Origin of the sequence: Labrys methylaminiphilus subsp. lupini (genome assembly GCF_051161885.1) — a bacterium.
Classification (GTDB): Bacteria; Pseudomonadota; Alphaproteobacteria; order Rhizobiales; family Labraceae; genus Labrys.
This window is the reverse complement of sequence record NZ_JBMDIH010000001.1, coordinates 701,445-721,121: the sequence shown is the minus strand read 5'-3', so window position 1 is coordinate 721,121 and position 19,677 is coordinate 701,445. Positions and strand designations below refer to the sequence as shown.

Sequence of the window (19,677 nt, the reverse complement as noted above, 5' to 3'; positions counted from 1 at the left end):
GCGGCATGCAAAGATGCAGGTCAGAAGACGAAGACCCGCCCTCATCAGGCCGGCAGGCCTCCGAGTTCGGCCAGTTTGACCGGCCGTCCCGACTTCATGCTGGCAAGAGCCGCCGCACCGCACAGCATCGACATCGCCCCTGCCAGCGCGCCGGCGCGCTGGCCAAGCGGATCGGTCATGCCGGGGCGTAGCAGCATGTCGCGCAGGCGATCGTCGCCGCCGAAATGCCCGCCGCCGGCATGCGGCACGTGAATGCGTTCGACGCCGCCGAAATTGTGCATCAGCACGATCTCGTCATGGTCGGGCGTTTCGAAGGCCTGGCGCTCATATTGGCGAACCTCGATGCGCCCCTTGGTGCCGTTGAAGGCCAGGTGATAGCCCTCGATCGGCATGAAAGTGTTGAGGGAATAGGACACGATGACTTCGTTTTCGAAGCGCAGCATCGCCGTCATGGTGTCGGCGATGTCGATGTCCTCACGATAGACGCAACCATCGCGCACATAGCCATCCTCAGCTGATGGATCCTCATAGAGCATGGTCAGCCAAGGATCCTTGCTCATGTCGAAATAGAAATCGCAATCCTGGGCATGGACGCAGGTCTGGCAGCGCTCGCCGCGGAACGGCCCGTTGCGGCCGTAATTGCGCTGCGTGCCGAAGGCCGAGACCTCGCGCGGCACCGATTCCAGATACCAGTTGAGCAGGTCGAAATGGTGGGTGGCCTTGTGCACGAACAGGCTGCCCGAATGGGCTTCCTTGGCGTGCCAGCGGCGGAAATAATCGGCGCCATGCTGGGTGTCGAGATACCAATGGAAATCGACCGAGGTCACGGTCCCAACAGCCTCCTCACGCAGCAACTGCTTGATGCGGGCGGCCGTGGGCGCGAAGCGATAGTTGAAGGTCACGTCGACAGGCCGGCCGGTGCGCGCCTCGGCTTCGAGGATGCGGCGGCATTTTTCCGGCGTGGTGGTCATCGGCTTTTCGGTGATCACCCGGCAGCCCGCCTCTAGCGCCTTGACGATGATCTCGTCATGGGTGTCGTCGCGGCTGCAGACGATGACGATCTCCGGCTTCACGCTCGCCAGCATCTGGTCGACATCGGTGTAGACGGGTGCATTGGTGCCGATCGCAGTGCGCGCGGCCGTGGCCCGCATTTCGTTGATGTCGCAGATCGCCACGAATTCGGCCCGGTCGCGCCAGCCCTGGAGAAGTTCCTTGCCCCACATGCCGGCTCCGCGATGGCCTGTGCCGACCAAGGCCACCCGATGCCTCTCTGCGCTTTCCCCATCCTCATGTCTCGTCGCTTGCATCGTCATAGCGTTTCCTCATGCGGTTCTGGCTGTTGACGGCGTCCGGGAACGGGATCTTTCTCCGGGGCGCTTGGAGCATCTTCCAGAAAAGTTGGTAGACTTTTTGGTTAAGAAAATGCGTTAAAACAACAACTTAGAGAAAAACGATTTATTGAAATCGCATTTCTCCCTAAACGAAATAGTCGGGATACTGCACCCGGAGCCGGTCGATGTCGGGAACGACGGCGCTCAGATGGGCTTTCATGGCCTTGCTGGCCACCTCGACATCACGGCGGGCAATGGCATCGCGGATGAAGCTATGCTCGGCGATGACCTGATGCATGCGGCCCGTCACCGGCAGGGTCAGCCGCCTTGCGCGATCCATCTGCACCTTGATCTGGCGCAGCAGGCGCGGAATGCTGGGATAGCCGGCGATCTGGGCGATGGCCTGGTGGAAAGCCTCGTCCGCCTCGTGAAAGGCGTCCTTGTCGCCGAGATCGGCCAGCAGGCGCTGGCGCGCCAGAATGGCGTCGATCGTAGCGATGTCGGCTTCCGTAGCGATCTCGATCAAGCGCCGCACCGCCGTGTCCTCCAGCGACTGGCGGATCACCACCGCCTCCGGAATGGCCGCCACCGGCACGCGCGACACGAAGGTTCCCGATTGCGCGAAGATATCGACCAGGCCGTCCTCGGCCAGGCGGATCAGGGCCTCGCGTACCGGTGTCTTGCTCACGCCGAAACGCTGGGTCAGCGCCTTTTCCTGCAGTGGCGTACCGGGAACCAGCCGCATGCCGAGGATCGCCTCACGCAGGTCATCGTAGATCAGGGTCGCGGTTGTGACGCGCGGACGCGTCGGACGAAGGCCGGATTGCGCCGCCTTGCCTCGTGCCGTCAGGATTTCCAGCGAATGGCTTGTATCGTGGCTTTCCATGGCCCCGGCCCGGTGTGGTCCTCCCAGAGCATTCTGTGATTTGACTGAACCACTTCAAATCACAAAGACGCGTCGGAACAAGGAGTTAGGGTAGAAAAGCGTTTCCACCAAACCGCGCTTTGCTCCAGAGAGCCGCGATCATCAGATTTTGACACACTAGTATCTTAGTGTTAAAGCCATCGTCAAGAGGAGACGCCAACCAGAACAGGGCCGAGCCCCGCATGGCACTTCATCCCGACAGGCTTTTGCCGATCGAACCGGACGCCAGGGCTATTGCCCGCCGCCTCTACAGGCAGGTGGCAGGCCTGCCGATTCTCTCCCCGCACGGCCATACCGACCCCAATTGGTATGCCGAGGATGCTCCCTTCCCCGATCCCGCCACGCTGTTCGTCAAGCCGGACCACTACATCACACGCATGCTCTATTCGCAGGGCGTACGGCTGGACATGCTCGGCATTCCCAGCAGAGACGGGACGGCTGTCGAAACCGACGGGCGCAAGATCTGGCGGCTTTTTGCCGAACACTGGTATCTGTTCCGGGGTACGCCGAGCCGGTTGTGGTTCGAGCATTCGCTGGAAAGCGGCTTCGGCATTACCGAGCGCCTGGCACCGGACAATGCCGACCGGCTCTATGACGAGATCGCCGCCGCACTCGAACGGCCGGAATTCCGCCCCCGCGCCCTCTATGACCGCTTTAACATCGAGGCGATCTCCACCACCGACGCGGCAACCGACGATCTGAACGCCCATCAGGCCATCCGTGCCTCCGGCTGGAAGGGCCGTGTCCTGCCGGCCTATCGCCCCGACGCCGTCGTCGATGCCGATCGTGCCGATTTCCGGAACCAGGTTCGACATCTCCTCGATATGACCGGCCAGCCCGCGAGCTGGGAAGGCTATCTGACGGCGCACCGCGAACGCCGTGCCTTCTTCAAATCGCTGGGGGCGACATCGAGCGACCATGGACATCCCAGCGCCCGCACGGCCAATCTCGGCCGGGCAGAGGCGGAAGCGCTCTTCGCCCGCCTCATCGCCGAACCGGCAACGCCCGCCGATGCCGAGCTGTTCCGGGCGCAGATGCTGACCGAAATGGCGCGGATGAGCCTGGAGGACGGGCTCACCATGCAGATCCATCCGGGCTCCTACCGCAATCACAATCCGGCGCTGTTCACCCGCTTCGGTCCGGATGTCGGTGCCGACATTCCCAGGCAGACCAGCTATGTCGAGGCGCTGAAGCCCCTGCTCGACGCCGTCGGCAACGAGCCCGGTCTTACCGTCGTGCTGTTCACCTTGGACGAAACGGCCTTCAGTCGGGAACTCGCGCCCCTCGCCGGCCATTATCCCGCGCTCCGGCTCGGCCCGCCCTGGTGGTTCCTCGACAGTCCGGAAGGCATGCGCCGCTTCCGCGAACTCGCGACGGAAACGGCCGGTTTCTACAACACGGTCGGCTTCAACGACGATACCAGGGCCTATCTGTCGATCCCGGCGCGCCACGACATGGCTCGCCGCGTCGATTGCGCCTGCCTCGCCCGCCTGGTGGCCGATCATCGCCTCGATGAGGACGAAGCCGCCGAGGTCGCCGTCGACCTCGCCTACAACCTCGCCAAGCGCGCCTACAAACTCTGACATTGCGTGCCATGGCGGCATGCGATGTCACGTAACGTCATATCGATATCGAAACCCGCGAGTACAAAGACAAGAACACAGAAAAACCGGCTTTCAAGCAGCCATACGGACCGGAAAAAGGGGGGAAGCCATGCGTGCCCATCTCGTCAGTCGTCGTGCAATGCTCGGAGCCGGCTGCGGATTTGCCGCTTCCGTCATCCTGGGCAGCCAGGCCCGGGCGGAGAACAAGCAGCTCAGGGTGTTCTGGTGGGGCTCGCAGGAGCGGGCCGACCGTACCAACAAGGCCGTGGATGCCTTCCGGACCGCAAATGCCGGCGTCGACACCAAGACCGAATTCACCGGATGGAGCGACTACTGGCCGCGTCTCGCCACCCGCGTCGCCGGGCGCAATGCGCCGGACCTGGTCCAGATGGACTATCGCTACATGTTCGAATATGCCCGCCGCGGGGCCATCCTGCCGCTCGACCAATATTTGGGCAACCTTCTCGACATCGCCGATTTCGGCAAGGCCAATCTCGGTTCTTGCAGCGTCGACGGCAAGCTCTACGGCATCAATCTCGGGGTCAACTCTTCAGCCATGGCCTATGACCCCGCTGCCTGGCAGGAAGCGGGCGTGGAGCCGCCGAAATTCGGCACGAGCTGGGAGGAATTCGCCGGCAAATGCGAGGCTTTCGGCAAGGCCAACAAGCGCAAGAAATTCTACGCTACGGCCGACGCCAGCGGCGTCGAGCCAGCCTTCGAGCTCTGGTTGCGGCAACGGGGCAAGGCCCTCTATGACGACAAGGGCGCACTCGCATTCGACGCCAAGGATGCCGCCGACTGGTTCAAGCTCTGGGGCGCCCTGCGCGATTCCGGCGGCAGCGTCAGCGCCGACATCCAGGCCCTCGACAAGCTGACGCTGGAAACCTCGCCACTCGCCCTCGGCTACTCGGCCACCAGCTTCCTGCACTCCAACCAGTTCATCGGCGCCCAGCAGCTCAGCAAGGCCAGACTGTCGATCACGGCCTATCCCATCCTCGCTGGGGGCAAGCCCGGCCACTATCTCAAGCCCTCGCAGATGTGGTCGATCTCCTCGGACGCCAAGGCGCCGGAGCTCGCCGTCAAGCTGGCCAACTTCACCGTGCATGATCCCGCCGGCGTCAAGATCCTCGGGGTGGAGCGGGGCGTTCCCGCCTCCCCCGCCATGCGCGACCTTGCTGCCGCCTCGCTCGACGACGTCAGCAGGCAGATGGTCGATTATGTCGGCAAGCTCGACCCCTATGTCGGGGCCCTGCCGCCCTCCCCGCCCAAGGGGGCTGGCGAGATCTCCTTCGTGCTGCAGCGCATCAGCCAGGAAGTCGCCTTCGGGTCGACGCCGGAACAAGGCGGCGAGCAGTTCATTACGGAAGCCGAGTCCATCCTGAAACGGGGCTGAGCGCCATGGCCGCGACGACACTGGTTCAGCCCAGCGAGATCTCCGAAGGTCGGCTGCGGCAGGCCCTGCGCCGAAACGGTGCCGGCTATCTGTTCCTGGCGCCCTGGCTGATCGGCTTTCTCGGCCTCACCTTGGGGCCGGCCCTGGCCTCGCTCTATCTGTCCTTCACGGACTATGATCTGCTGCAGAGCCCGCAATTCGTCGGCACCGCCAATTATGTGCGTATCGCCACCGCCGATCCGAAATTCGCGGCGGCGATGAAGGTGACCTTCACCTATGTGCTGCTGTCGGTGCCGCTCAAGCTGATCTTCGCCCTGGCTCTGGCCATGGCCTTCAATCGCGGCATAAGAGGGCTTCCGCTCTATCGCGCCATCTTCTACCTGCCCTCTTTGCTCGGCGCCTCCGTGGCGATCGCAGTGCTCTGGCGCCAGCTCTTCGCCGCCGACGGCCTCGTCAATTCCCTCCTCGCCCTCGCCGGCATCGACGGGCCGAGCTGGATCTCCAATCCGCGCTATTCGCTCTACACGCTGGTGGCGCTCTCGGTTTGGCAGTTCGGCTCGCCCATGATCATCTTCCTGGCGGGCCTGCGCCAGATTCCGCAGGACATGTACGAGGCCGCCAGCCTCGACGGCGCTTCCAAGGCCCGGCAATTCTTCAAGATCACCCTGCCGCTGCTCACCCCGGTGGTGTTCTTCAATTTCGTCATCCAGACCATCGAAGCCTTCAAGGCCTTCACGCCCGCCTTCATCATCTCCGAAGGCAATGGCGGCCCGATCAACTCGACCCTGTTCTACACGCTCTATCTCTACCAGGAGGCCTTCGGCTATTTCCGCATGGGCTATGCCTCGGCGCTGGCCTGGATCCTCGTGCTGATCATCGCCTTCTTCACCGCCTTCTCCTTCCTCACCGCGCGCTATTGGGTGCATTATGACGACTGACGCCGCCGCCGTGCACGCGCCGGAGCGCTCAGTCCTGCGTTCGGCCCTGATCCATGCTGGCCTGATCGCCGCCTCCTTCGTGATGCTTTATCCGCTGCTCTGGATGCTGGCAGGCTCGGTGCGGCCGGCGGACGACATCTTCGGCGGCCAGACTTCGCTGATCCCCTCCCAGGTCTCGATCCGGGCCTATGAAACCGGCTGGTTCGGACTGCAGGTGAGCTTTGGAACCTTCTTCCTCAACTCGCTCGCCATCTCCGTGCTGGCGACGATCGGCAACGTCATGGCCGCCTCGCTGACGGCCTATGCCTTCGCGCGGCTGCAGTTCTTCGGCAAGAACTTCTGGTTTGCATTGATGCTGGGCACGCTGATGCTGCCCTACCACGTCACCCTCATTCCTCAATATGTGCTGTTCCTGAACATCGGCTGGGTCAACACCTGGCTGCCGCTGGTGGTGCCCAAATTCCTCGCGGTCGATGCCTTCTTCATCTTCCTGATGGTGCAGTTCTTCCGCGGCCTGCCACGCGAGCTCGACGAGGCCGCGATGATGGATGGCTGCAGCGCCTGGCGCATCTACTGGAAGATCGTGCTGCCGCTTTCCATGCCTGTCCTCGCCACCGCCGCGATCTTCTCCTTCATCTGGACCTGGGAGGATTTCTTCGGGCCGCTGATCTATCTGGGCGACATCCACACCTACACCGTCCAGCTTGGCCTGCGCTCGCTGGTCGATGCCAGCGGCACCTCCGACTGGGGCGCCCTGTTCGCCATGTCGGTGCTCTCCTTGATCCCGATCTTCCTGGTCTTCCTGTTCTTCCAGCGCCTTCTGATCGAAGGCATCGCCACCACCGGCATGAAACGCTGACATCCGGAGCAAAATGCGTTCAAGCCGAAATCTTCGTTCGACTTAACACACTGGGAACAGACGCATTTTGCGATTCTAGCGATTCAATCTGAAAGTAAAACGCCCGAGCGGACAATTGATATGAAACCTTTGAAATTCGCCGTCATCGGCATCAATCACGACCATATCCACGGCCAGATCAGGGCGCTCAGGCAGGCCGGTGCCGTCTGCACGGGCTTTCATGCCACCGAAGACGATCTCGCCGTCGCCTTTGCCGGGGCCTATCCCGAGATCCCACGCGTCGCCGAGGCGGCGCGGCTCTATGAGGACCCTGCGATCGATGTGATCGTCAGCGCCGCCATTCCGGGCGATCGCGCCGACGTCGCCGTCACGGCCATGCGCCACGGCAAGGATGTGCTGCTGGACAAGCCGGGCATGACCAGCCTCGGCCAGCTTGAGAGCGTGCGCCTGGTGCAGGCCGAGACCAGGCGCATCCTCTCCATCCTCTATTCGGAACATTTCGAGGTGCCCGCCACCGTGAAGGCCGGCGAACTGGTGGCCTCGGGTGCCATCGGCGAGATCGTGACCATGGCCGGACTCGGCCCGCATCGCCTGCGCAAGCCGCAGCGACCGGGCTGGTTCTTCGAGCGCGAGCGCTATGGCGGCATCCTCGTCGATATCGGCGCCCACCAGTTCGAGCAGTTCCTGTTCTTCACCGGCGCCGAGGATGCCGATATCCTCTCCGCCTCTGTCGGCAACCGCGCCAATGCCGACAAGCCCGGCCTGCAGGATGTCGGCGATGTCCACCTTCGCACGCCGCAGGGTGTCACGGGCTATATCCGCGTCGACTGGTTCACGCCCGACGGCCTGCCGGTATGGGGCGACGGGCGGCTCTTCATCACCGGCACCCAAGGCACCATCGAGCTGCGAAAATATGTCGATGTCGCCGGCCGCGCCGGCGGAGACCATCTCTTCCTCACCGATCGGAAGGGTATGCAGCATATCGATTGTTCGGCGGTCGAGCTTCCCTTCGGCCGGCAGTTCATCACCGACGTCTTGGAGCGGACCGAGACGGCCATGCCGCAGGCCCGTTGCTTCAAGGCGATGGAACTCGCCCTCAAGGCCCAGCAGCGCGCCGAGGAGGCTGCGTGATGGGCGAGATCAAATCCGTCGCCGTCGTCGGGCTGAACATCGGGCGCGCGCATATCGCCGAGGCCTATGCGCCGCGCCCCGAACGCTGGCGCCTCGCCGCCGTCTGCGATCGCAACCAGGAACGCCTCGATGCGGTTGCCGATGAATTCTCGGCCGAAAGCCGCACGCTGCATTTCGACGAACTCCTCGCTCGCGACGATATCGACGTGATCGACATCGCCACACCGCCCGCAACCCATTTCGAGCTGGTCAGCCGGGCCCTGGCGGCGGGCAAGCATGTCGTCTGCGAAAAACCACTGGTCGGCTCGCTGCATGAGGCCGATCTTCTGGCCAATGCCCAGGCCCAGAGCGGCCAGATCCTGATGCCGATCTTCCAGTACCGTTTCGGCGAGGGTGTGCAGAAGGCCAAGCGCATCATCGAGGCAGGATTGGCCGGAAAGCCCTATCTTGGCACGGTCGAAACCCATTGGAAGCGCACGCCCGATTATTATGCCGTCTATTGGCGCGGCAAATGGGACACCGAGCTCGGCGGGGTGCTGATGACCCATGCCATCCACCAACATGACATGATGACCCATCTGATGGGACCGGTGCGGCGGCTGTTCGCGCGGGCGACGACGAGGGTCAACGCCATCGAGGTCGAGGATTGCGTCTCCTCCTCCTGGGAAATGGCTAATGGCGCGCTGGTGGCGGCCAGCGCCACTTTGGGCTCGCAGAACGAGATTTCGCGGCTGCGCCTGTGCTTCGAAAACGTCACTTTCGAGAGCGGCGGCGAGGCCTATTCGCCGGGTGACAACCCCTGGACGATCCTGCCAGCGAACGAGGCCGTGGCGGCTGATATCAAGGATCTCGTCGCCGACCTGCCCCCGGTCGGCCGCCGCTTCCTCGGCCAGATGGATGCCTTGCACGAGGCCCTGCACGGCCGTGCACCGGTCCCGGTCACGGTTGCCGATGCCCGCCGGGCGCTGGAACTGGCGACCGCCTTTTATCATTCCGCCCAGACCGGCAGCGACGTGGCCCTGCCGATCGGCCCCGATCATCCGAAATATCGCGGTTGGCGACCGTAAGGAGGACGACATGGCGACGAGCATCCGGCTCGACAAGGTGGTGAAGCGCTACGGCTCGCTGGACGTCATTCACGGCGTGGATCTTGTCATCGAACCGGGCGAGTTCACGGTGTTCGTCGGCCCGTCGGGCTGTGGCAAATCTACCCTTCTGCGCATGATCGCCGGTCTCGAGCCGATTTCGGGCGGCGACCTCACCATCGACGGGGAACGCATGAACAATGTCCCCGCCTCGCGCAGGGGCATCGCCATGGTGTTCCAGTCCTACGCCCTCTATCCGCACATGACGGTCTACAAGAACCTCGCTTTCGGGCTGGAGACCGCCGGCTACAAGCGGGCCGAGGTCGACCAACGGGTGCGCCATGCCGCCAGGATCCTCAAGATCGAGGACTATTTGCAGCGCCGCCCCAAGGCCCTGTCCGGTGGCCAGCGCCAGCGCGTCGCTATCGGGCGGGCGATCGTGCGCGAACCGCGCATCTTCCTGTTCGACGAACCCCTCTCCAATCTCGACGCGGAACTGCGGGTGCAGATGCGCGTGGAGATCGCCAAGCTGCACCAGGATCTCGGAAACACCATGATCTACGTGACCCACGACCAGGTCGAGGCGATGACCATGGCCGACAAGATCGTGGTGCTGCGCGACGGCGTGGTGATGCAGGTCGGCGCACCCCTCGATCTCTACAACGCGCCGGCCAACCAGTTCGTGGCCGGCTTCATCGGCTCGCCCAAGATGAATTTCCTGGCCGGCCGCCTGGCCGGAGCCGGCGATGCGATCGAAGTTGCAGGCCGAACCGTAAGCCTCGGTTCGCCTCTAGCGGGCGCCAGGACGACTGCCCCCGTCACCTTCGGCGTGCGCCCCGAGCATGTCCTGGTCGGCGGCGGGGCCGGCGAGTCGCTCGGCGACGTCAAAGTCCATCTGGTCGAGCATCTCGGCGGAGAGACCGTGCTCTACGCAACCACCTCAGGCGGGGAGAACCTGACCATTTCGGCCCCTGGGCAATTACGAGTCCGCCATGGCGAAACCGTGCCCCTGCGCGCCGACCCCGCCCTCTGCCATGTCTTCAACCAAGAGGGTGCTTCCCTGCGACGGTGAGCCCAGCGGATCGCCGGAACGCCGATTTCGAAGGGTGGTGCGCCCGCGACAGATGGATGGGTCGGCAACGCTATCGGACGGTTGCGATCCCGGCCAGGATGAGGTCGATGCCGGCAAGGAACTGCTCCCGGTCGTCATGGCCGGGCAGCCGCGTCGCCAACCGATGCACGAAGGCATATTTGGCGGGGTCGAGCTGCCTCCACCGCGCTGCAACGGTGGTGAGGAACGTCGTCCGGTCCATTTCGCGCGGGGCGAGACGGGCATTCGCAGCGTTCTGCCCGGCGACGCCGAGAATGTAATTCACGAGCGCGGACCAGCAGTCGAACTCCGCCCGCTCGGGAACGCCGAGCGCCTGGAGATGGCTGCCGATGCCTTCGGAAATCTGGAGCATGGCGGCTTGCAATGGCTCACGGGAGAGTTGCGCACCCACCCAGGGGTGTGCGTCGATCGCATCGAACACACCGAGCGCCATGGCTCTGATGGCCTGCTGTGGCCTGTCTCCATCGACCACCTCGGTCATGGCGCGGGCAATGATGTCGTTTGTGGCAGCCGCGAGGAGCCCGTCCTTGTCGGCGACGTGCCAGTAGATCGCTCCGCTTCCCGTTGCCAGACGGGCGGCGAGTGCGCGGAATGTCAGGGCGCCTTCCCCCCCGCTGTCCAGGATCTCGATCGCGGCTTCGACGATCCTCTCCTTCGAGAGCGTGTCCGCGCGCCGTCCGGTTCGCTGAATCTTGGTTGTCATACCCACCATCTTGACATGGTTGGAACATCGTTCCAACAAATGTCTATGGAACAGTGTTCCATAGACATTTGAAAGGAATAGAATGACGACACCAGTCACGATTATCGGCGCGGGCCTCGGCGGCCTCATCCTCGCACGCGTCCTCTCCCGGCACGGCATCTCGGCGACGGTCTACGAGGCCGAGCCCTCGGCCGGGGCGCGCACGCAGGGCGGACAGCTCGATATCCACGAATATAACGGGCAACGCGCGCTCGATGACGCCGGCCTCCTCGATGAATTCCACGCGATCATCCACCGGGGCGGCGCGGCGGCACGCATTCTCGACCGACACGGCAACTTATTGCTCGACGAGCCCGACGACGGCACCAGCGGACGTCCCGAGGTGCTTCGAGGCGACCTGCGACGAATTCTTGTCCAGTCCCTGCCCGAGAATACGATTCAGTGGGGAAAGAAGCTCGCCCACGTCGCGGATCTCGGCGATGGCCGGCACGAGTTGGCATTCACGGACGGGTCGACCGCGAGAACGGAACTTCTCGTGGGGGCGGATGGCGCCTGGTCGAAGGTCCGACCCCTGCTATCCGATGCGAAGCCCGATTATGTCGGCACCACATTGATCGAGACCTATCTACATGATGTCGACGAACGGCATTCCGCGTCTGCCGGAGCCGTCGGCCGCGGTGCGATGTACGCACTCGCCCCGGGAAAGGGCATCGTCGCGCATCGCGAGGCCGGAAATATCCTTCACACCTATGTCGAGTTGAACCGCTCCGCCGAATGGATCGCCGACATCGACTTTAGTGACGCCGCTGCCGCAACAGCCCGGATCGCAGCTGAATTCGAGGGCTGGGCGCCGGCGCTCACCGCGCTGATTACCGATGGCGAGACTCCGCCGACCCCGCGCATGATCCATGCGCTTCCCGTCGGACACCGATGGGACCGCGTGCCCGGGGTCACGCTTCTCGGCGACGCCGCCCACCTGATGCCCCCGGCCGGCGAGGGCGGGAACCTGGCGATGCTCGACGGCGCCGAACTCGCAAAAGCGATCGCCGCTCACCCCGACGACATCGAAGCGGCCCTCGCCATCCATGAAAATGCGATGTTCGCGCGCAGCGCCCCCGAAGCTGCGGACGCGCATTTGATGCTGGAAATCTGCCTCGGCGACCGCGCTCCGTTCGGACTTATCGACTTCCTCACTGCCGCCCATCAGGGGAGACAGGAAGAAAGCGCCCTGTCCTGATCCGCGCCAGCACCAGTGCCGGCATGACGGCCGACGCTCTCGCCGGATCATCGCGGGCAAAAGGCCGGCTCAAGCCGACAGGATCTGTCTCATAAGCCAACAGGCCCGACCCCGCCCGTAAAAGCACGCGCCCGCAGCGCATGGATTGCCAGGCGCGCGCCGGCCAGCAGCGCTTGGCGGGGCGCCAGCACGGCCTGCCGCCGCCTGCGGCTGCGCGACAGTTTGAGCAGGATCTCCCGCGCTCTTGCCCGCCAGCCATAATCGTCGACCGCGCCGCGAAACAGCATCGCGACCGGCCGGTCGCCCACTCTCTGCAATCGCTGCATCATCACGCCGGCTTCGCGAAACCAATCGCTCTCCAGCCGCACGCCGGGGGCCATCACCAACACCCAATCGCTGCGGGCAGCCTCGAGGCCGGTACGCTCGTCACCTTCTACGATGACGCAGCCGACGGCATCCGCGACCAGGCGCGTGCCCCGGGAAGATCCGCTCTCGGCGACCACCACCTCGCGCACGAAACCATCCGCCGCCGCCGGCACAAGGGCAGCCAGCGTTTCCGCCAGCAGCAATTCCTGGCCGTTCGCGGCGATGACGACACTGATCATGGCAGGCAGGGGGGTTGTTTCAGTCTCATTCTCCTCCTCGCATATCACGCGGCGCCCTTCGAAATCAGAGCCCGAAACAGCCGATCCTGCGCAAATTATCGGCAATTTCGTTTCGCTTGCAGCAATGTTCTCTTTTTGTTCTAATGAGAACAGAGGAATTTGATTCGCGGAGGCGGCCATGGGCGTGCCGATAAGCAAGGTCTCTCTTACCGATGCGGTGCCGGTGGGCACGACCGTGATCGACATCGATCGGCGGCGGGGCCGCGGCGCCGGCTCCAACGCCAGCGGGCGTTTCGAAGGGCTTTCGCGCTTCATCGAGGATGACGGCTGGAACTCGATCGAGGAATTGCCGACTCTGCGCACCGAGATCCAGGACGAGCAGGCCCGCAAGATCATCACCTTCAACGACTCGCCGGACATCTCCTTCGACCGTTCGATCAACCCCTATCGCGGCTGCGAGCATGGCTGCGTCTATTGCTTCGCCAGGCCGACGCACGCGCATATGGGGCTCTCGCCGGGGCTCGACTTCGAGACCAAGCTGTTCGCCAAGCCGAATGCGGCGACCCTGCTGGAAAAAGAATTGTCGGCCAGGAATTATCAGCCGCGCACCATCGCGATGGGCACCAACACCGACCCCTACCAGCCGATCGAGCGCCAGCGCGGCATCACCCGCTCCATTCTGGAGGTTCTTGATAGAACCAGCCACCCGGTCGGCATTGTCACCAAATCGGGCTTGATCACCCGCGACATCGACATTCTCGCACGCCTTGCGCGGCGCGGCCTGGTCAAGGTCGCCCTGTCGGTGACCACCCTCGACGCAAAGCTCTCCCGCTCGCTCGAGCCACGAGCGGCCACGCCGTCCTTGCGCCTGAAGGCCATGCGTCAGCTGGCCGATGCCGGCATTCCCGTGACGGTGATGGTGGCGCCGATCATCCCCAAGATCAACGATGCCGAGATCGAGCGCATCCTCGAAGCGGCCCGTGCGGCGGGCGCCCGCGAGGCGGGTTACGTCATGCTACGCCTGCCCCTCGAGATTTCGGGCCTGATGCGCGATTGGCTGGGCGAGCATCGCCCCGATGCCATGAACCATGTCTTCTCGCTGATGCGATCGAGCCGCGACGGCAAGGACTATGATTCGCGCTGGGGCCTGCGCATGTCGGGAACCGGACCCTATGCCTGGATGATCGGGCGGCGTTTCGAACTGGCTGCCGCCCGGCTGGGCCTCAACGCCAGGCGGTTGAAGCTGCGTACGGACCTGTTCACCCGCCCGGTGCGGATGGGTGAACAACTGGCGCTGTTCTGATCAGGCGAAAAGCAGATATTTTCGTTCTTCGGTCGTGTTGCCTGTCGCCCTTGCCGTTGCCCGGTTCTTACAGGGAGAGGGCAAGGGGGCAACGCCGCGGACCGTAAAGAAACGGTCTTCTTCCGCCCTAATATCCGAAGAACTGCCGGCAATCACCGCTTGCTGCCTTTGAACCAGGACGAGCGCGCCGGTTTGGCCGGCTCCGGTTTGGCCGGCGTGGATAAAAGCTCGCTGATCGTCGGGCCGGGCAGTTCGCTCACGGGCGTCAGGGTCGCCGAAGCCCAGAAGGAATTGCCGGCCAGGGCATGCTCGGCGAGCTTGCGATAGGTTGCCAGGCGGCGGTCGATCCGCTCGCCGATGTCGTAGGCGGCCAATTCGTCCGGTGTCGGATCGCGCCCGACCTCCTGCTTGAAAGCCACCAGCCAGTCGCGCTTGTTCTGCGTGGAGAGGGAAAAGGCCAGCAGGCCGACGACATCCTCCTCGTCATGCACCAGGCGATCGAACACATTGTCGGAGGGCAAGCCAGCCTTGATCGGAGCCGGCGCCGCTTCGCTCTGGGATTGATGGTCCTGAGAAGGTGTAGCAGCCTCGATATCGGTCACGTTCTTTTGCATTCCGCCCTGCCCCGCAACAAACGCTATCTGCCCAAACGCTGTCCATCGTTGTCGGCAACATACGTTGAAAAATTGCGGCTAAACTTGACATGGCAGAGGCACAAAGCAAGTCACGATTTGTATCGGTACAGCGTCAGCCCACCCTCTGCGCTGGACCTGCCGGCGGGAATCTTCTAACGCCAGTTCATGACAAAACATCTTCTCGCTGGCGTCGACGAGGCTGGCCGGGGACCGCTGGCGGGCCCGGTATCGGCTGCCGCCGTCATCCTCGATCCCGACAGGGTGCCGGTCGGCCTGGCCGATTCCAAGGTCATCACGGCGGCACGGCGCGAAGAGCTCTATCAGGAGATCATGGCCTCGGCGCTCTCGGTCTCGGTCGCCTTTTCGAGCCCAGCCTTGATCGACCGGCTCAACATCCGCGGCGCCACGCTGGACGCCATGCGGCGGGCCGTCAGGGGGCTGTCCCTGCGCCCCTCGTCGGTGGAGATCGACGGCAAGGACGTGCCCCACGGCCTGCAGCTTCCGGCCCGCGCCATCATCGACGGTGACGCGCTGGTGCCGACCATCTCCGCCGCCTCGATCATCGCCAAGGTCACCCGCGACCGCCTGATGATCAAGCTTTCGGCCACCTACCCGCTCTATGGCTTCGAGCGCCATATGGGCTACGGCACGCCCGAACATACCGCCGCCATCGACACGCATGGACCCTGCCCGCATCACCGCCTGTCCTTCGGAAGGCTGAAGGCATATCGGGTTTGAGAGGGCGGTGCTGTCTCCTTACGGCGCGACCACGCCCTTGCGGAAGATGAAACAGCCATAGAAGCGCCGTTCGCCGGTAGCGATCACGCAATAGGCCTTCTTGGCGTGTTCGTAGAATTCCATGCGCTCGATCGAGGTCATCGGCCAGGACTTGCCTTCCGCCTTGTCGATCGCGGCCTGCACTTCCTGCTGGACCGGCGGGACTTCGTCGGGCGAGCCGACGATCTCCATGCGGCGGGCCGAGTCGTCGACGAAGGTGTCGAGCGGCACGACCGACAGTACGGCCTCAACCGCACGGGCGGCCGTCACACCGTCGATGCGCAGGAGGTCCCCCAGTACCGTCTCGCGAGCGACCGAATCGGCCGGGAAATTGGTGTCGCAGATCACCAGCGTGTCGCCATGGCCCATCGCTCGGAGGGCATAGAGCACATCGGCATTCAGCAGCGGATCGATATTCTTGAGCATGGTAGTTTCCTATTTTGCGATCTGCGCAGGTCTGGTCTGCATGAGCTTGGCCTGCAGGATGACGACGACCAGCAAGAAGGCGCCGCGCACCACCGACTGCCAATAGGCTGAGAGCGAGATCCAGCCCATGCCATTCTCGAAATTGAGGATCGTGTAGATCAGGCCGAGCAGCAGGGCGCCGGCCAGCGTGCCGCCGATGGAGCCCTTGCCCCCTGTCAGCAGCGTGCCGCCCACCACCACCGAGGCGATGGCGATCAGCTCCCAGCCAATGCCTTCGATCGGTTGGCCGGCACCGAATTGCGAGGCCAGGATCACGCCCGCCATGCCGGCCGTCACGCCGGAGATCACATAGACCGCGAAGATGGTGCGGTTGACCGGCAAGCCCATCAGCCGGGAGGCTTCCGCACCGCCGCCGACCGCCAGCACATGGCGCCCGAAAGAGGTGGAGTTCAGGGTAGTGGCGCCCACGATATACGCCAACAGGGCGATCCAGGCCGGCGTCGGGAAGCTCAGGATGAAGCCGAGAATGTTCGCGGCGGTGCCGGCATTTTCGGCATCCACCCATTCAGGTCGCATGAAGCTGAGAAGATCGCCCTGCCCGAGCGCGGTGAAGGCCGTGTCATAGGAAGCCGAGACCGACTGGTTGTTGGCCAGCAGCAGGGCCGTGCCTTGCGCCGCCAGCATGGTGGCGAGCGTGGCGATGAAAGGCAGGATCTTCAAACGGGTGATGATCAGCGCATTGATGATGCCGACGGCCGCTCCCGCCGCAAGCCCGCCGGCGGCGCCGGCGATGAGGCCATAGGAGCTGAGATAGGCGGAGACCACGCTGGCCAGCGCGGCGGTGGTGCCGACCGACAGGTCGATGCCGCCAGTCATGATCACGAAGCACATGCCGAGGGCGACCAGCGCAAACATCGAATTGTAGCGCAGCACGGTCTGGATGTTGTAGGTGCCGAGGAAGCCGTCATAGCGCCAGGCCCCGAAGGCCGCGAGCAGCACGAGGGCGAGCAGCACGCCGAGGGCCGGAGAGAACCGAAAGTTCGCCATCATGCCGTCCCCTGCCGCTGGAGCCAGACAGCGAGCACGATCAGCACTGCCTTAGCGATGAGAGCCGCCGCATCCGGCACTCCGTTGGCGAGCAAGGTGTAGCGCACCAGCTGGATGATGAGTGCTCCGAGCAAGGTACCGACGATGGTAGCCCGGCCGCCGGAGAGCAGCGTCCCGCCAACCGCCACCGCCGCGATGGCATCGAGCTCCTTGCCCATGCCGATCTGATTGGCATCGGCCGCCGAGTTCATGGCGATCTCGATGAGGCCGGCGATACCGGCACACAAGCCGCAGATGAAGTAGACCAGCACCTTGACGCGGGCCGCCGGCACGCCGGCGAGCCGGGCCGCCGCCTCATTGCCGCCGACCGCCAGGACCTGCCGGCCGAACACCGTGCCCTTGAGCACATAGGCGGCCGCGATCACCAGCGCCGCCATGATCCAGACCTGGAACGGCAACCCCAGCACCTTGCCGAGCGCGATCGCCTGGAATTCAGGCCTATTGAAAACCTGCAGGTCGCCATTGGTGGAGACCTGGGCCAGCCCCCTGCCCGCAATGAACAGGATCAGCGTCGCGATGATCGGCTGGATGTTGTAGCGGGTGATCAGCCAGCCATTGAAAAGGCCGAATACGCCCGCGACCAGCACCGGAATGACGATACCGAAGGCGATCGCGACATAAAGGTTGGAAAAATCCACGATTTTGCCTGTGAAGATCATCGGCGACAGGGCACCGGCAATCGCCATCAGCGAACCGACCGACAGGTCGATGCCGCCGGTTGCGATCACCAGCGTCATGCCGATGCCGACGATCACGATGGTGCAGACCTGGGTGAGATTGACCAGCAGGGTCTGGGTGGTAGCAAAATTGGGCGTGACGGCGAAATTGAAGCCGATCAGAAGCAGCAGCGCGATGATGACACCGTAGCGCTGCAGAAACGCAGGAACATCACGCATGGTTAGCCGTTCCCGTCTCGTCGGCTGCGGGGCTGGCGCCGTGAGCCATGGCGGCCATGATGCTGTCCTCATTGATGTTGGGGGCGCGCAGCTCCGCCACGCTCAAGCCGTCGCGCAGCACGAAGACGCGACTTGCCGCCTCGATGACCTCCTCCAGTTCGGAAGAAATCACCAGCACGCCGAGCCCCTCCGCGGAAAAGCGGCGGATCAGGTTGAGAATTTCCGCCTTGGCCCCGACATCGATGCCGCGCGTCGGCTCATCGAGAATGAGAAGCTTGGGATTCATGCACAGCCAGCGGGCGAGCAGCACCTTTTGCTGATTGCCGCCGGACAATTCGCGGATCTTCTGGTCCGGGCCCGAGCATTTGATGCCGATTTCCTTGATGAAACGCTCGACGATCCGCCTCTGCTCGGCAAGGTCGAAGCGGCCGCCTCGCGAAAGGGCCGGCATCAGCGCGAGGGTGAGATTGTCGGCGACCGACATGTCGGGGACGATGCCTTCGACCTTGCGGTCTTCCGAACAAAATCCCATTCCGGCCTTGATGGCTTCCGTTGGCGTGCGGAACTCCGTCTTGGCTCCATTGAAGGCGATCTCTCCCTTGGCGCGCCTGTCGGCGGCGAAGATGGCGCGGGCCGTCTCGGTACGGCCCGAACCCAGCAATCCGGCCAATCCGACGATCTCGCCCTTGTCGATCGAAAGGGAGGCATCGCTGACGCGCCGCCCGACGGCGAGCGAGCGCACGCCGAGCAGTTCCTCGCGAACAGCCGAGCCCTCTCCCCGTTCGGCGGCGGTGCCTTTTGCCATCACTTCCGCAAGGGCCCTGCCGAGCATGGAAGAGACAAGGGTCAGCTTGGGCATGTCCTGCATGGGCGAAACGGCGACCGTGCGCCCGTCGCGCATGATGGTGACGCGGTCGCAGACCGCATAAAGCTCGTCGAGCTTGTGGGTGACGAACAGCACCGAAACCCCGTCATCCTTGAGCTGCCGGATGGTGCGCAGCAGCACCGCCACCTCGGCCTCGTCGAGGGAGGAAGTCGGCTCGTCCATGATCACCAGGCGGGCCTTGAAGGACACCGCGCGGGCGATCGCCACCATCTGCTGGATGGCGGTGGGAAATTCACCCAGCGGCTGGGTAACGTCGATATTGACGTCGAAACGGGCCAGGAGTTCGCGTGCACCGGCATTCATCGCCTTCCAGTCGATGAACAAGCCGCGGTGCTTGGGCTCGCGGCCGAGATAGATGTTCTCGGCGACCGAACGATAGCCGATCAGGTTGAGTTCCTGGAAGATGGTGCTCACCCCCAGGCGCTGGGCCTGCTGCGGAGAACTGGCCTGCCAGGGTGCTCCGCCGAAGGTGATGGTGCCGCCATCATGCGTATGGGCACCATTGAGGATCTTGATCATGGTCGACTTGCCGGCCCCGTTCTGGCCCACCAAGGCCATGACCTCAGCAGGGGCGATGTCGAGGGTCGCGCCATGCAGGACCTTGACGCCACCAAAGCTCTTGGTGATGGCGTCCATGGAAAGAAGCGGGGACGATGGTGCCATTCAGTCTCTAGCTCTAATGGCGGCTAAACCCGCCTCTATCATTGTAAAGAATCGCCGCTTAG

General features: G+C 63.8%; 19 protein-coding genes. 10 read left to right on the top strand and 9 right to left on the bottom strand.

Going from position 1 to position 19,677, the window contains the following annotated elements; translation table 11 throughout:
* Window positions 1-44: 44 nt before the first annotated feature.
* Together ACN6KF_RS03265 and ACN6KF_RS03260 are read right to left on the bottom strand one after the other, a co-directional pair.
* Complete coding sequence (locus ACN6KF_RS03265; protein ID WP_434955454.1) at window positions 45-1,313, bottom strand: Gfo/Idh/MocA family protein; 1,269 nt, start codon at window positions 1,311-1,313, stop codon at window positions 45-47.
* Between the two features lie 163 nt (window positions 1,314-1,476).
* Window positions 1,477-2,217 (bottom strand): GntR family transcriptional regulator, encoded by a 741-nt coding sequence (locus tag ACN6KF_RS03260; protein ID WP_434955453.1) that lies wholly within the window; start codon window positions 2,215-2,217, stop codon window positions 1,477-1,479.
* Between the two features lie 221 nt (window positions 2,218-2,438).
* Between ACN6KF_RS03260 and uxaC the strand changes: the two genes are divergently transcribed.
* The 7 genes from uxaC to ACN6KF_RS03225 all read left to right on the top strand — a co-directional run bounded on the left by uxaC (window position 2,439) and on the right by ACN6KF_RS03225 (window position 10,338).
* Window positions 2,439-3,839 carry a glucuronate isomerase gene (gene uxaC, locus ACN6KF_RS03255; RefSeq protein ID WP_434955452.1) on the top strand — a complete coding sequence of 467 codons (1,401 nt, stop codon included), beginning with the start codon at window positions 2,439-2,441 and terminating at the stop codon, window positions 3,837-3,839.
* A gap of 130 nt (window positions 3,840-3,969) precedes the next feature.
* Window positions 3,970-5,253, top strand: a complete 1,284-nt coding sequence (locus ACN6KF_RS03250) for an ABC transporter substrate-binding protein (protein WP_434955451.1) — start codon at window positions 3,970-3,972, stop codon at window positions 5,251-5,253.
* A gap of 5 nt (window positions 5,254-5,258) precedes the next feature.
* A complete protein-coding gene (locus ACN6KF_RS03245) occupies window positions 5,259-6,191 on the top strand; it encodes a carbohydrate ABC transporter permease (RefSeq protein ID WP_434955450.1) in 933 nt (310 codons plus the stop codon).
* Window positions 6,181-7,050 (top strand): carbohydrate ABC transporter permease, encoded by an 870-nt coding sequence (locus tag ACN6KF_RS03240; protein WP_434955449.1) that lies wholly within the window; start codon window positions 6,181-6,183, stop codon window positions 7,048-7,050. Before ACN6KF_RS03245 ends, ACN6KF_RS03240 begins: the two co-directional genes overlap by 11 nt.
* 120 nt (window positions 7,051-7,170) lie before the next feature.
* Window positions 7,171-8,181, top strand: coding sequence for a Gfo/Idh/MocA family protein (locus tag ACN6KF_RS03235; RefSeq protein ID WP_434955448.1), 1,011 nt, complete (start codon window positions 7,171-7,173; stop codon window positions 8,179-8,181).
* Window positions 8,181-9,248: a Gfo/Idh/MocA family protein gene (locus tag ACN6KF_RS03230; protein WP_434955447.1), complete on the top strand. Its 1,068-nt coding sequence runs from the start codon at window positions 8,181-8,183 to the stop codon at window positions 9,246-9,248. Before ACN6KF_RS03235 ends, ACN6KF_RS03230 begins: the two co-directional genes overlap by 1 nt.
* A gap of 10 nt (window positions 9,249-9,258) precedes the next feature.
* Window positions 9,259-10,338 carry an ABC transporter ATP-binding protein gene (locus ACN6KF_RS03225; protein ID WP_434955446.1) on the top strand — a complete coding sequence of 360 codons (1,080 nt, stop codon included), beginning with the start codon at window positions 9,259-9,261 and terminating at the stop codon, window positions 10,336-10,338.
* A 70-nt stretch (window positions 10,339-10,408) separates the two neighbouring features.
* Here the strand turns inward: ACN6KF_RS03225 and ACN6KF_RS03220 are convergent, their stop codons facing one another.
* Window positions 10,409-11,080 carry a TetR/AcrR family transcriptional regulator gene (locus tag ACN6KF_RS03220; RefSeq protein WP_434955445.1) on the bottom strand — a complete coding sequence of 224 codons (672 nt, stop codon included), beginning with the start codon at window positions 11,078-11,080 and terminating at the stop codon, window positions 10,409-10,411.
* Between the two features lie 82 nt (window positions 11,081-11,162).
* Here ACN6KF_RS03220 and ACN6KF_RS03215 point away from each other — a divergent pair, with 82 nt between their 5' ends.
* Complete coding sequence (locus tag ACN6KF_RS03215) at window positions 11,163-12,317, top strand: FAD-dependent oxidoreductase (RefSeq protein WP_434955444.1); 1,155 nt, start codon at window positions 11,163-11,165, stop codon at window positions 12,315-12,317.
* Window positions 12,318-12,406: 89 nt separating this feature from the next.
* Here the strand turns inward: ACN6KF_RS03215 and ACN6KF_RS03210 are convergent, their stop codons facing one another.
* Window positions 12,407-13,120, bottom strand: a complete 714-nt coding sequence (locus ACN6KF_RS03210; RefSeq protein ID WP_434955443.1) for a glycosyltransferase family protein — start codon at window positions 13,118-13,120, stop codon at window positions 12,407-12,409.
* Here ACN6KF_RS03210 and ACN6KF_RS03205 point away from each other — a divergent pair.
* The gene (locus tag ACN6KF_RS03205) at window positions 13,101-14,225 is read left to right on the top strand and encodes a PA0069 family radical SAM protein (protein ID WP_434955442.1); all 1,125 of its coding nucleotides are present in this window, start codon (window positions 13,101-13,103) and stop codon (window positions 14,223-14,225) included. The two genes, ACN6KF_RS03210 and ACN6KF_RS03205, sit on opposite strands and share 20 nt — an antisense overlap.
* A 152-nt stretch (window positions 14,226-14,377) precedes the next feature.
* Here ACN6KF_RS03205 and ACN6KF_RS03200 read toward each other — a convergent pair whose 3' ends face one another.
* A complete protein-coding gene (locus ACN6KF_RS03200) occupies window positions 14,378-14,839 on the bottom strand; it encodes a hypothetical protein (protein ID WP_434955441.1) in 462 nt (153 codons plus the stop codon).
* 186 nt (window positions 14,840-15,025) lie between these two features.
* Between ACN6KF_RS03200 and ACN6KF_RS03195 the strand changes: the two genes are divergently transcribed.
* Window positions 15,026-15,598 (top strand): ribonuclease HII, encoded by a 573-nt coding sequence (locus tag ACN6KF_RS03195; protein ID WP_434955440.1) that lies wholly within the window; start codon window positions 15,026-15,028, stop codon window positions 15,596-15,598.
* An 18-nt stretch (window positions 15,599-15,616) separates the two neighbouring features.
* Here the strand turns inward: ACN6KF_RS03195 and ACN6KF_RS03190 are convergent, their stop codons facing one another.
* The 4 genes from ACN6KF_RS03190 to ACN6KF_RS03175 are packed head-to-tail and all read right to left on the bottom strand — an operon-like array spanning window position 15,617 to window position 19,615.
* Window positions 15,617-16,063, bottom strand: coding sequence for an RbsD/FucU family protein (locus ACN6KF_RS03190; protein WP_434955439.1), 447 nt, complete (start codon window positions 16,061-16,063; stop codon window positions 15,617-15,619).
* A gap of 9 nt (window positions 16,064-16,072) precedes the next feature.
* Entirely contained in the window at window positions 16,073-17,113 is a 1,041-nt protein-coding gene (locus ACN6KF_RS03185; RefSeq protein WP_434955438.1) for an ABC transporter permease, read from the bottom strand.
* Window positions 17,110-18,066, bottom strand: coding sequence for an ABC transporter permease (locus tag ACN6KF_RS03180; protein WP_434955437.1), 957 nt, complete (start codon window positions 18,064-18,066; stop codon window positions 17,110-17,112). Before ACN6KF_RS03180 ends, ACN6KF_RS03185 begins: the two co-directional genes overlap by 4 nt.
* Complete coding sequence (locus ACN6KF_RS03175) at window positions 18,059-19,615, bottom strand: sugar ABC transporter ATP-binding protein (protein ID WP_434955436.1); 1,557 nt, start codon at window positions 19,613-19,615, stop codon at window positions 18,059-18,061. Before ACN6KF_RS03175 ends, ACN6KF_RS03180 begins: the two co-directional genes overlap by 8 nt.
* Between the last annotated feature and the right edge of the window lie 62 nt (window positions 19,616-19,677).